Origin of the sequence: Enterobacter quasiroggenkampii (assembly GCF_043972695.1) — a bacterium.
GTDB lineage: Bacteria > Pseudomonadota > Gammaproteobacteria > Enterobacterales > Enterobacteriaceae > Enterobacter > Enterobacter quasiroggenkampii.
Genome location: NZ_CP143745.1, coordinates 1,420,187 through 1,432,565, shown reverse-complemented (window position 1 = coordinate 1,432,565; position 12,379 = coordinate 1,420,187). Strand labels below are relative to the sequence as shown.

Sequence of the window (12,379 nt, the reverse complement as noted above, 5' to 3'; positions counted from 1 at the left end):
GAGATTAGAAGCGGAAGGTCGCGGTGGCAACAACCTGACGTCCTGCGCCCCAGTAGCATGCATATTCGCTGTAGCAGCTGGAGACGTATTCACGATCGAAGATGTTGTTCACGTTGACGCCGACAGACGAGCCCGGCAGTCCAAAGCGTGCCAGGTCATATTTCACGGTCGCGTCAGCCAGTGCGTAGCCCGCGACGTTGAACGACTGGTAGGCTTTTGGCGACGAGGCAGAGTAGTAGGACACGGTGTTACCGATGTAACGGGTGCCTGCCCCTACCGTCAGACCGCTCAACGCCGTCTCGTGGAAGGTGTAATCTGCCCACAGAGACGCCATGTTACGCGGCACTTCCGCCGGACGACGGCCTTCATACCAGGTATCGTGCGTGTATTCCGCATCAGTAAAGCTATAGGAAGCCGTCACGTTCACGTTGGCAGATACTGCCGCTTTCGCTTCCAGTTCGAAACCGCGAGAGCGAATTTCACCGCCCTGTACGCTAAAGCCGCTGGTCGGGTTCGCCGGATCGGCCGTCAGGTTGTTGTTTTTGGTCAGCTGATACACCGCAGCGGTGACCACAACAGGCAGATCTTTCGGTACATACTTCACGCCCGCTTCATACTGCTTGCCGCGAGCCGGATCGAACGGTTTGCCGCCCTGGGTTGCGCCGGAAATAGGCTCGAAGGATTCGCTGTAGCTGAAGTACGGCGTAATACCGTTATCAAACAGGTAGTTGATCCCGCCACGCCAGGTGAATGCCCGATCGTTGATTTCAGCCGTCGTGTCGGAAGAACGCGTCAGTGTGGACGTTTTGGCAAAATCATAGCGTCCACCCAGGGTCAGTACCCACTTATCCCACTCAGCCTGATCCTGCGCGTACAGGCCCGTTTGCTCCTGACGATTGAGCACGGCATACGGGAAGTTCACGTTGATATTGGCATTGTTGTGCTGCGGATTCGTCATGCTGATAGGGTCAGCGCTGCCGTAATCTGCATCAATATCGTTACGCATGCGCAGGTAATCGACGCCCGTCAACAGGGTATGATCCACTGCACCGGTCGCAAATTTGGACTGCAGCTGGGTATCGACCGTGAACGAGTTGAGGTCCTCATCAGAGCGCACGTACGCGCGGCTGATCTGAGCCGGTGCAATATAGCCGTTACCGTAAACGGAACGGTAAAGCGTATTGATTTTGGTGTAGCGCAGGTTTTGACGCACGGTAAAGGTGTCATCAAACTGATGCGAGAAGCTGTAGCCCACCATTTTCTGGCGACGGGAGATCTTATTGTCTTCGTCACCTTCGTTGAAATCGGTCGGCAGCTTATGCGCGTTGCCGTTGGCGTCATAGTAAGGCACAACGGTACCTTCCCGCGGCAGCCAGCCGTAATAGCCTGCATCCGGATCGCTCTGGAAGTTGCTCAGGAAAGTAAAATCGGTTTTATCGTCAGGACGCCAGCTGAAAGCAGGCGCAATGGCGTAGCGGGAAGATTTCACCATCTCCTGCTGCGCATTTTCGCTGCGCCCCAGACCGGTCAGACGGTATGACCACACGCCGTCATCATCAATCGCATCGCTGAAATCAAACCCGGTCTGCCACAGGTTATCGGTACCCATTTTGAACTGAATTTCTTTCAGTGGCTCGGTGGTTGGCCGCTTGCTGACCATGCTGACCACGCCACCCGGGTGGCTTTTACCGTACAGAACGGACGTAGGGCCGCGCAGCAACTCGACGCGCTCAAGGAAATACGGATCCATGGACGCTTCAGAATAGTTATCTCCCTGCAGCTTCATCCCGTCCAGATACTGGTTGGTATTCACGGTACTGGAGGTGGTGAACCCACGGATAGAAACAACATCATACGTTGTTGACGCGCCGCGCGTTGCGAACACGCTCGGCGTATAGGCCAGCGCCTGTTTAACCGTACCCGGCTGCTTCATGTCCATCTCTTCGCGGGTGACGACAGAAATAGACTGCGGGGTTTTCTCAATCGGGGTATCGGTCTTGGTCGCGGTGGCGGTGCGTTTGGCCGCAATCGTGGGTGCCGGTCCCCAGGCACTTTCCTGTGCCGCAGGTGCTGCGGTTACCGTGATGGTTTCTTCTTTTTTCGGGGTTTCTGCCGCATGAGCATACGCGGACACGCCGGCAACCGCTGTGGCGACGACGACCGCGAGTTTACGCAGCGACGTGTTCATTGGCTGAGCAGTATTGGAAAGCGCCATGATGTTTCTCTGATGGAAAAGTGAATGATAACGTAAACGAGAATTATTATTATGAGCGCCAGAATAATATGCGAAACGCGGGTTGCATAGCAAGCAGTAAGCGGCCCTACGAGAATTAAGGGTTTAAGAAATAGACAAGAGAAAACGAAGGGTTAATCAGAGTTAAAGTGAGGGTTAACGAAATGAGGTTTACGGGTAAAAAAAACCCCCTTCCGGGGAAGAGGGCTTTAAAAGTTAGTTACCGCCAAACATGTCTTTAATCCAGCCGGCTACGCCATCGCTGTCTTTCTTCTCATTCTGCTGCTGCGGCTGTTGCTGCTGCGGCTGCTGTGGCTGAGAAGACTGATCGAACGGGTTGCCGGTCGGCTGTTCAGGCTGGCTCTGCTGGCACAGGGAATCCGGGTTGGTTGTCCAGACCGGCAGAGTACGCATTCCGCCGCCGCAGACGAAGTTACCGGAGCTGTCCACGCCCATATCGACGATATCTTCCGGCGCGACAAGGTTCAGCGGCACTGGTGACTGATTCGCCAGATAGCGCTGGTAAATCGACATCGCCCCGCTCGCCCCGTACAGCTTGGTCGGCTGGTTGTTGTCGCGTCCTACCCAGGTAATGACCACTTCACGGCCATCGATACCGGCAAACCAGGTATCAACGTTGTTGTTGGTGGTCCCGGTCTTACCTGCCAGATGCAGGCCCGGATACTTCGCACCCAGTTGACGACCCGTACCACGCTGCACCACCTGCTGCATCGTCCACAGCGTCATGTAGGCCGCCTGAGCAGGAACGGCACGCTCCGCCTGCGGGAAGCTCTGATACAGCACAGAGCCATCTTCGGCAATCACCGAACGCAGGGCGGACAGCGGCGCGCGGTTACCGCCGCTGGCGATGGTCTGGAACGCCTGCGCCACTTCGATCGGCGTCAGGTTAAGCGCCCCGAGGATCATCGCCGGCACCGGGTGCAGCTGATCTTTCGCCACGCCCAGCTTCTGCCAGGTATCGACAATGGCCGGCAGGCCCAGCGACATGCCCAGGTTTACCGTCGGCACGTTCATGGAGCGCGTCAACGCATCCACCAGCATCACCTGACCGCTAAACTGCTTATCGTCGTTCTGCGGTGACCACACCTGGCCGTTAGGCTGGCGCAGGGAGATAGGCGCATCCGCAATCCAGGTATTCAGACGATACTGGTTTGGCTGACTCAGGGCAGTCAGATAGGTCGCCGGTTTTGCCAGAGAACCGATCGAGCGACGCGCCTGCATGGCACGGTTGTAGCCTGCAAACTGCGGCTCGGCACCGCCCACCATCGCACGAACTTCGCCGGAGTTGCGGTCAACCACCACCATCGCGGTTTCAAGATCGGAGAGCTTACGCTGTTTCTTCAGCGCCGGAATACCTTCCACCGCCGCTTTTTCTGCCGCATCCTGCGCCACGGAGTCAAAGGTGGTGAAGATCTTCACGCCGGAGAGATCTTTGACCTTATCGCCAAGCTTGCTTTGCAGCTCCTGACGCACCAGCTGCATAAACGCAGGCTGAGGCGAGATCACCCCACCGCGCGGCTGAACGCCAAGCGGACGTGCGCTCAGCATGTCGTACAGCTCCTGGTCGATCACCTGCTGTTGTTGCAGCAGACGCAGCACCAGGTTACGACGCTCCAGGGCCAGTTTCGGGTTACGCCATGGGTTATAAATGGACGCCCCTTTCACCATGCCCACCAGCAGCGCCTGCTGATCCAGGCTCAGCTCTTCCACCGGACGACCAAAGTAGTACAGGCTCGCCAGCGGGAAGCCGCGGATTTCGTTATCGCCGCTCTGACCGAGATACACCTCGTTCATATACAGCTCAAGGATACGATCCTTGCTGTAGCGCGCGTCCATCAGCACGGCCATGTAGGCTTCGTTCGCTTTACGCCAGTAAGAGCGTTCGCTGGAGAGGAAGAGGTTTTTCACCAGCTGCTGAGTCAGCGTACTCGCTCCCTGCACGGTACGACCGGCAGTCAGGTTCGCCAGTACCGCACGACCAATCGAGTAGAGGCTGATGCCGTCGTGCTCGTAGAAGTGACGGTCTTCGGTCGCCAGCAGCGTATCGACCAGCAGATCCGGGAAGCCGTTACGCGCCACGAACAGACGCTGCTCGCCGTTTGCCGACGAAAGCATGGTGATCAGACGCGGATCGAGACGGAAGAAACCGAACTGGCGGTTATTATCCATGTTCTCGATGGTATCCAGACGATCCCCGTCAAAGGTCAGACGCGCGCGCACCTGACCCTCTTTGCTGTCCGGGAAATCAAACGGACGACGGATCATCTCAATGCTGTTCGCCTGCACGGTAAATTCGCCAGGGCGCGTCATTTTTGACACCTGACGATACTGGGTGGCTTCCAGCAGTTTAACCATTTCGTTTTTCGTGATGGACATATCTGGCTCAAGGTTCACCATACGGCCATACACTGCCGCAGGTAACTGCCAGACTTTACCGTCGATACGGCTGCGGATCTTCTGATCCAGATACACGCCGTAAATTGCCATCAGCACAACAAAAACAATAAAGAGCTTCAGCAGCAGCCAGAACCAGCCGCGTTTGCCCCGAGGCTTGCGCCCTTTGCCTTTCCCTTTACGCGGCATCGGTTCTTCATCCTCATCATCGTCTTCATAGTCATCGTCATAGTCCTCATCTCTGAGGCGACGACGGCTTACTTTTTCTTTCGCCGGACGCGTTGGTTTTCCCTTACGTCCTATTGGCTCGCGGTCATTCCCCGCCATGCTTTTTCTCCGCAACTTTCAGGCGCAAAGGCCAGATTTTCTTTTCTTTCACAGGCCTGTGAAAGAAGAAATCTCTCAAAATTAGTTCTCCCTCTCCCTGTGGGAGAGGGCCGGGGTGAGGGCATCAGGCCACACATCCCTTTCAGGAATATTTCTTCGTCCGCTTCGTCGGCGCCGTATTCGCCGGATCGTCCGGCCAGACGTGTTTGGGGTACCGCCCCTTCATCTCTTTCTGCACGTCACGGTAGCTCCCCGCCCAGAACGCCCCTAAATCTCGGGTGATCTGCAAGGGGCGATGCGCAGGCGACAGCAGTTCAAGCACCAACGGCACGCGTCCTTCAGCGATAGACGGCGTGGTTGCTTCACCAAACATCTCCTGCATCCGAACCGCCAGCGCTGGCGGATTATCCTCATGATAACGGATGGCAATCCGGCTTCCGGTCGGCACAGTGTAATGCCCTGGCAGTTCACTATCCAGACGTTGACGCAATGACCAGTCCAGTAAATTCTGTAACGCAGTCTTAACATCAAGCGCTTTAAGGGCGCGCAGAGAGTGCACGCCGCTCATCTGCGGCAGTAGCCAGCGTTCAAGCGTAGCCAGCAGCGTCTCATCATCCACCGCTGGCCAGCCATGTTCCGGTAGCCACTTTGCGGCGCAGTGCAGGCGAATGCGGTACTGTTCCGCCTCCGGCGTCCAGTTCAGCACGCTCAGCCCTTTTTCCCGAATGCCGTTCAGCATAGCCTGATGAAGCTCGTCTTCCGACGGCTTCGCCAGCGGCTTCGTCCCGAGCGTCAGTTTCCCAATCTGGCTACGACGAAACGCCTTCAGCGTGCCCTGCGCATTATCCCACTCGACGATGTCCGATTGCTTAAGCAACTGCGGACAGCTACGGGTCAGGGCGTCAATATCAACGGCAATCGCCTGCAGGATACGCGCGTCGGGGGAGTTGCTCCCCTGCAGCAGGAGCGGCGCAATCAGCCACTCATGACGCGTCAGGGCGTCATCGCTGTCCAGCATCGCCCCCATGCCGTTTGCCAGCTGATAGCGACCGTCCAGCCCGCGCCGACGCGCAATTCGATCCGGAAACGCCTGCGCTAACAGCCGGGAAATCCTCTCGCTGTCTGGCACGCCGCCGCGGCTGTTAAGCCGTTTGCACAGTTGCTGCGCCCGCTGCTGCCAGTTCCCCTGATTGTGCGAAAACGCCTGCCCCAGATCGCTGCTGCCTCCGCGTGGCGGCTCCTCAAGGATAGCCGCCAGTTTAGCCGCCGTGGCAATTTCATCATCCCCTTGCGCGGCCACCAGCATCGCGGCCAGACGCGGCTCGTTGCCCAGCGCCGCCATTTTCTGGCCGCGTACCGTCAGACGTTCGCCCTCAAGCGCGCCAAGCTCAGTTAACAGACTGCGCGCAGCAGCGAGGTTAACGACAGGGGGAGAATCAAGCCAGGTAAGCTGTCCAGGATCCGGACAGCCCCACTGCAGCAGATCCATCACCAGGCCCGACAGATCACTTTGTAAAATTTCCGGCGTGCTTTGCTGCGCCGCGCGTTCTGCCTGTTCCGCGCTGGTCAAATGCAGGCAGATCCCCGGCTCAAGACGCCCCGCACGGCCCGCGCGCTGCACCATTGACGCCTGGCTGATGCGCTGCGTCAGGAGTTTAGTCAGCCCGGTACGCGGGTCAAAGCTTGCCACCCTCTCCTGCGCGCTATCGACCACCAGGCGAATACCTTCAATGGTCAAACTGGTTTCAGCGATGTTGGTTGCCAGCACCACCTTGCGCTGCCCCACCGGGGCAGGAAGGATAGCTTTACGCTGCTCCTGCAGCGACAGCGCGCCGTAGAGCGGGCACAGCAGTACATCAGCGCCTACGCGAGAGGAAAGCTGCTCCTGCACGCGCTGGATCTCACCGACACCCGGCAAAAACAGCAGCAGGGAACCGGGTTCCTGGCGCAGCAGTTCAGCGGTGGCAATGGCGACCGCCTCGTCAAAACGCAGGTGGGAGGGAAGCGGTTGATAGCGGCGTTCAACAGGAAACGCCCGCCCTTCAGAGCTGATGACCGGCGTATCAGGTAGCGCCTGCCGTAGCCGCTCGTTATCCAGCGTGGCCGACATTATCAGCAGACGGAGATCGTCGCGCAGCCCCTGCTGAACGTCCAGCAACAGCGCAAGGGCCAGATCCGCCTGCAGGCTGCGCTCGTGGAATTCATCCAGGATCACCAGCCCGATGCCGGTCAGCTCCGGATCGTTTTGCAGCATGCGGGTGAGAATCCCCTCGGTAACCACCTCAAGGCGCGTGGTCGGGCCCACGCAGGTCTCGGCGCGCATCCTGTAACCTACCGTTTCGCCCGGTTTTTCATTCAGCAGTTCCGCCAGGCGCTGCGCCACGTTGCGCGCGGCCAGTCTGCGCGGCTCCAGCAGGATAATTTTCCCGCTGATGTTCCCGTCTTTCAGAATTTGCAGCGGTAGCCAGGTGGACTTACCCGCCCCCGTCGGGGCATTCAGCAAAACCTGCGGGGCATGGCGTAAGGCAGCGAGAAGGTCAGGAAGAACGACGGCGACCGGCAATGAGGACACTAACAGCTCCAGAGGGTTAACATTAGTCGGCGTACATTGTAGCATCGGCGCATATCATTACCGAGTCCTCCGTATGCCTGAGTCGAAACGGCTGTTTTTTGCCATTGAATTGCCCACAACACTACAGCGTCAAATTGTTCGCTGGCGCGCCGATCGCTTCCCGCCGGAAGCCGGTCGCCCGGTCGCGGCGGCTAACCTGCACCTGACGCTGGCCTTTTTGGGCGACGTCAGTGCCGAAAAACAGCGGGCGTTAGCCGCAATGGCCGGGCGTATTGTCCAGCCGGAATTTACGCTGCACCTCGACGACGCGGGTCAGTGGCTGCGTTCACGCGTGGTCTGGCTGGGGACGCGTCAGCCTCCGCGCGGATTATTACAGCTGGCGAACATGCTGCGCGCGCAGGCGGCGCGCAGCGGCTGTTATCAGAGCCCACAGCCGTTTCATCCGCACATTACCCTGCTGCGCGATGCCGGCCAGGCCGTTGCCATCCCGCCGCCGGGTTTTCACTGGGCTTTTCCGGTCAACACATTCGCGCTTTATGAATCCGTCTTTGCACAGGGACGCACCCGCTATACGCCGCTACAGCGCTGGACGCTGGGCAACACCGAAAGGAACTCTGATGAAGTTTAGTCCTCCCCTGCAGCACGCTACACTTATCCAACGCTACAAACGTTTCCTCGCCGATGTGATCACGCCAGAAGGCGAACCGCTCACCCTGCACTGCCCCAATACCGGTGCCATGACGGGATGCGCGACGCCGGGTGACAGGGTCTGGTATTCCACATCAGAAAATACTAAACGCAAATATGCCCATACCTGGGAAATGACCGAAACCCAGAACGGGGCATTTATTTGCGTTAATACCCTGCGCGCCAATCAACTGGTTAAGGAAGCGCTGACCCATGGCGTAATTCCCGAACTGGTCGGTTATGGCACGCATAAAAGCGAAGTGAAATATGGCGATGAAGGCAGCAGAATTGACTTCATGTTACAGGCGGAAGACAGGCCGGAGTGCTATATTGAAGTGAAATCAGTGACGTTAGCGGAACAGGAAAATGGCTACTTCCCGGATGCGGTAACGCTACGTGGCCAGAAGCATCTGCGAGAGCTAATGAGTGTTGCGGCGGCGGGCAAACGCGCCGTATTGCTGTTTGCAGTGTTGCATTCAGCCATTGAACGTTTCTCCCCTGCCCGCCATATTGATCCTAAATACGCGCAATTGTTGAATGAGGCACAAAAGCAGGGGGTAGAGGTTTTCGCTTATAAAGCGGAACTTTCTGCCGATAATATGACTCTGAGATCCTCTCTTCCCATTGTCTTATAAGGGATTAGACGATTGACGATTAAGTGTTCTGGCCGCGTGCGCAAATACGCTTTTCCTCACAGGCTTGTCAAGTGTTACGTTTAGATAATTGCCATACGGAAAAGCATCTGCTATTTATAGCGACCTGATTTTTCCCCCAACACGGGGATCGATAGTGCGTGTTAAGGAGAAGCAACATGCAAGAAGGGCAAAACCGTAAAACATCGTCCCTGAGTATTCTCGCCATCGCTGGGGTGGAGCCGTATCAAGAGAAACCGGGCGAAGAGTATATGAACGAAGCCCAGCTGTCGCACTTCAAGCGTATTCTTGAAGCATGGCGTAATCAACTCAGGGATGAAGTCGATCGCACCGTTACTCATATGCAGGATGAAGCTGCTAACTTCCCGGACCCGGTAGACCGTGCCGCTCAGGAAGAAGAGTTCAGCCTCGAACTGCGTAACCGTGACCGCGAACGCAAACTGATCAAAAAGATCGAGAAAACGCTGAAAAAAGTCGAAGACGAAGATTTTGGCTACTGCGAATCCTGCGGTGTTGAAATTGGCATTCGTCGCCTGGAAGCGCGTCCAACCGCCGATCTGTGCATCGACTGCAAAACGCTGGCCGAAATCCGCGAAAAACAGATGGCCGGTTAACACCAGCGCTGTTTACACACTCCAAAGGCGGGAGTCTCTCCCGCCTTGTTACTGTTGATATGTCTGAATCACACTATATTGGGCGCTTCGCGCCATCTCCTTCCGGTGAATTACACTTCGGCTCATTAATTGCCGCGCTCGGCAGCTACCTGCAGGCTCGCGCCCGCCAGGGAAAATGGCTCGTCCGCATCGAAGATATTGACCCTCCGCGTGAAGTTCCCGGTGCAGCAGAGACCATTCTGCGTCAGCTGGAACATTACGGTCTTCACTGGGATGACGAGGTTCTGTGGCAGTCAAAGCGTCATGAGGCCTATCGGGAACGTCTGGCCTGGCTTCGCGCTCAGGGGCTTTCCTATAACTGCACCTGCACCCGCGCGCGCATCCAGAGCGCAGGCGGCGTTTATGACGGCCACTGCCGCACGCTGAACAACGGTCCTGAAAATGCCGCCGTGCGCATCAGACAGCACTCCCCGGTGATGCACTTTAATGATTTACTCTCCGGTGAAATTCATGCCGATGAACGTCTGGCGCGTGAGGATTTTATTATTCACCGTCGCGATGGCCTGTTCGCCTACAACCTGGCCGTGGTGGTGGACGATCATTTTCAGGGCGTGACAGAAATAGTGCGCGGGGCGGATCTGGTCGAGCCGACCGTGCGACAAATCTCGCTCTATCATCAGTTTGGCTGGACGGCGCCGGATTACATTCATCTGCCGCTGGCGGTTAATGCGCAGGGCTTAAAATTGTCAAAGCAGAATCACGCCCCGGCCCTGCCAGACGGCGATCCGCGTCCTGTTTTGATCGACGCGCTGCGATTTCTCAACCAGAATGTAACCAACGAATGGCAGGATCTGCGTATTGACGAACTGCTGAAAATGGCCATTGCTAACTGGACGCTCGCGGCAGTGCCAAAAATCCAGCATTCTCAAATGCGTTGCGCTGAGCTATGATTAGCCGCTTTTTTCATAACAAAACACACTACGAGGTGTACCATTTTTACCCGAGTCGCTAATTTTTGCCGTAAAGTGCTAAGCCGCGAAGAGAGCATGGCGAATGATGCTATTGCACAGCCACACATGTCGGTTATTCCGCGTGAGCAGCACACTATTTCCCGCAAAGATATCAGTGAAAATGCCCTCAAGGTGCTCTATCGTCTGAATAAAGCGGGCTACGAGGCCTATCTCGTGGGCGGTGGAGTGCGTGATTTACTGCTGGGCAAAAAACCCAAAGATTTCGACGTGACGACCAGCGCCACGCCTGAGCAGGTGCGCAAATTATTCCGTAACTGCCGCCTCGTTGGCCGCCGTTTCCGTCTGGCTCACGTGATGTTTGGGCCGGAAATCATCGAAGTGGCGACCTTCCGCGGTCATCACGAAGCGGGCGCGTCCGATCGCACGACGTCGCAGCGCGGCCAGAACGGTATGCTGCTGCGCGATAATATCTTCGGTTCCATCGAAGAAGATGCCCAGCGTCGCGACTTCACCATCAACAGCCTCTATTACAGCGTCGCGGATTTCACCGTGCGCGATTACGTCGGCGGCATGCAGGACCTGAAAGAAGGTCTGATCCGCCTGATCGGCACGCCGGAAACGCGCTACCGTGAAGATCCCGTGCGTATGCTGCGCGCCGTGCGTTTCGCCGCCAAACTCAATATGCGCATCAGCCCTGAAACGGCAGAGCCAATCCCGCGTCTGGCGACGCTGATTAACGACGTGCCGCCAGCTCGCCTGTTTGAAGAGGCGCTGAAGCTGCTGCAGGCCGGCCACGGTTTTGAAACCTACAAACTTCTGCGCGAATACAACCTGTTCCAGCCGCTGTTCCCGACCATTACCCGCTACTTCACCGAAAACGGTGACAGCCCAATGGAGCGGATGATTGCGCAGGTGCTGAAAAATACCGATACCCGCATTCGCAACGACATGCGCGTGAACCCGGCGTTCCTCTTTGCCGCGATGTTCTGGTATCCGCTGCTGGAAACGGCACAGCGTATTACCCAGGAGAGCGGGCTCGCCTATTACGATGCGTTCGCGCTGGCCGCCAACGACGTGCTGGACGAAGGCTGCCGCACGCTCGCCATTCCGAAACGGATTACCACCCTGGTGCGCGACATCTGGCAGCTTCAGCTGCGCATGTCCCGTCGTCAGGGCAAACGCGCCTGGAAGCTGATGGAGCATCCTAAGTTCCGTGCCGCCTTCGATCTCCTGTCGCTGCGCGCGGAAATTGAACGCAACCAGGAGCTGCAGCGTCTGGCGCAGTGGTGGGCTGAATTCCAGGTCTCCGCCCCGCCAGAGCAGAAAGATATGCTGACCGGGCTGGATGAAGAGCCGGAACCGCGTCGCCGTCATCGTCGCCCGCGCAAACGCGCGCCGCGTCGTGAAGGAACAGCATGACCCTCGCGTATATCGCCATCGGCAGCAATTTAGCCTCTCCGCTGGAGCAGGTAAATGCTGCCGTACAGGCACTGGGCGACATCCCACAGAGTCGGATCGTGGCAGTCTCCTCGTTCTACCGCACACCGCCGCTGGGGCCGCAGGATCAGCCAGACTACCTCAACGCCGCCGTGGTCCTTGAGACTGAACTGGGTCCCGAAGCGCTGCTGGACAATACCCAGCGTATTGAGCTTCAACAGGGCCGTGTGCGCAAAGCCGAACGCTGGGGCCCCCGCACGCTCGACCTCGACATTATGCTGTTTGGTCACGAGACGATTAACACTGAACGTCTCACCGTTCCGCATTACGACATGAAAAATCGCGGGTTTATGCTCTGGCCACTGTATGAAGTTGCCCCTTCCCTTACCTTCCCTGACGGGCTCTCGCTAAAGGCCGTTCTCAACAGTCTCGGTGCGGAAAAACCCGCTCGCTGGTAAAGCCGTTTTTTT

General features: G+C 57.3%; 9 protein-coding genes. 6 read left to right on the top strand and 3 right to left on the bottom strand.

Annotated features, from left to right (window positions below; all coding sequences use genetic code 11):
• Positions 1 to 4 precede the first annotated feature (4 nt).
• From fhuA to hrpB, 3 genes are all read right to left on the bottom strand, one after another.
• Positions 5 to 2,215, bottom strand: coding sequence for a ferrichrome porin FhuA (gene fhuA, locus V1572_RS06790; protein ID WP_063620823.1), 2,211 nt, complete (start codon positions 2,213 to 2,215; stop codon positions 5 to 7).
• Positions 2,216 to 2,449: 234 nt separating this feature from the next.
• Positions 2,450 to 4,975 (bottom strand): bifunctional glycosyl transferase/transpeptidase, encoded by a 2,526-nt coding sequence (mrcB, locus tag V1572_RS06785; protein WP_045907821.1) that lies wholly within the window; start codon positions 4,973 to 4,975, stop codon positions 2,450 to 2,452.
• A gap of 142 nt (positions 4,976 to 5,117) precedes the next feature.
• On the bottom strand, positions 5,118 to 7,547 hold the full coding sequence (gene hrpB, locus V1572_RS06780; RefSeq protein WP_395299807.1) for an ATP-dependent helicase HrpB: 2,430 nt from the start codon (positions 7,545 to 7,547) through the stop codon (positions 5,118 to 5,120).
• Positions 7,548 to 7,620: 73 nt separating this feature from the next.
• Here hrpB and thpR point away from each other — a divergent pair, with 73 nt between their 5' ends.
• From thpR to folK, 6 genes are all read left to right on the top strand, one after another.
• Entirely contained in the window at positions 7,621 to 8,175 is a 555-nt protein-coding gene (gene thpR, locus V1572_RS06775; protein ID WP_048225674.1) for an RNA 2',3'-cyclic phosphodiesterase, read from the top strand.
• Positions 8,165 to 8,869 carry a DNA/RNA nuclease SfsA gene (gene sfsA, locus V1572_RS06770; protein WP_039265695.1) on the top strand — a complete coding sequence of 235 codons (705 nt, stop codon included), beginning with the start codon at positions 8,165 to 8,167 and terminating at the stop codon, positions 8,867 to 8,869. The genes thpR and sfsA overlap by 11 nt, the downstream gene beginning before the upstream one ends.
• A gap of 176 nt (positions 8,870 to 9,045) precedes the next feature.
• Entirely contained in the window at positions 9,046 to 9,501 is a 456-nt protein-coding gene (dksA, locus tag V1572_RS06765) for an RNA polymerase-binding protein DksA (RefSeq protein WP_001155232.1), read from the top strand.
• A 59-nt stretch (positions 9,502 to 9,560) separates the two neighbouring features.
• Positions 9,561 to 10,451 carry a tRNA glutamyl-Q(34) synthetase GluQRS gene (gene gluQRS / locus V1572_RS06760; protein ID WP_069720178.1) on the top strand — a complete coding sequence of 297 codons (891 nt, stop codon included), beginning with the start codon at positions 9,561 to 9,563 and terminating at the stop codon, positions 10,449 to 10,451.
• A 42-nt stretch (positions 10,452 to 10,493) separates the two neighbouring features.
• The gene (gene pcnB / locus V1572_RS06755; RefSeq protein WP_080347332.1) at positions 10,494 to 11,891 is read left to right on the top strand and encodes a polynucleotide adenylyltransferase PcnB; all 1,398 of its coding nucleotides are present in this window, start codon (positions 10,494 to 10,496) and stop codon (positions 11,889 to 11,891) included.
• Positions 11,888 to 12,367: a 2-amino-4-hydroxy-6-hydroxymethyldihydropteridine diphosphokinase gene (gene folK / locus V1572_RS06750; protein WP_111967237.1), complete on the top strand. Its 480-nt coding sequence runs from the start codon at positions 11,888 to 11,890 to the stop codon at positions 12,365 to 12,367. Before pcnB ends, folK begins: the two co-directional genes overlap by 4 nt.
• Positions 12,368 to 12,379: the final 12 nt, after the last annotated feature.

Bases quoted from the DNA above. Each gene is read 5' to 3' on its own strand.
- dksA (WP_001155232.1), top strand. From the start codon at position 9,046: ATGCAAGAAGGGCAAAACCGTAAAACATCGTCCCTGAGTATTCTCGCC.
- fhuA (WP_063620823.1), bottom strand. From the start codon at position 2,215: ATGGCGCTTTCCAATACTGCTCAGCCAATGAACACGTCGCTGCGTAAA.
- gluQRS (WP_069720178.1), top strand. From the start codon at position 9,561: ATGTCTGAATCACACTATATTGGGCGCTTCGCGCCATCTCCTTCCGGT.
- mrcB (WP_045907821.1), bottom strand. From the start codon at position 4,975: ATGGCGGGGAATGACCGCGAGCCAATAGGACGTAAGGGAAAACCAACG.
- sfsA (WP_039265695.1), top strand. From the start codon at position 8,165: ATGAAGTTTAGTCCTCCCCTGCAGCACGCTACACTTATCCAACGCTAC.
- thpR (WP_048225674.1), top strand. From the start codon at position 7,621: ATGCCTGAGTCGAAACGGCTGTTTTTTGCCATTGAATTGCCCACAACA.
- folK (WP_111967237.1), top strand. From the start codon at position 11,888: ATGACCCTCGCGTATATCGCCATCGGCAGCAATTTAGCCTCTCCGCTG.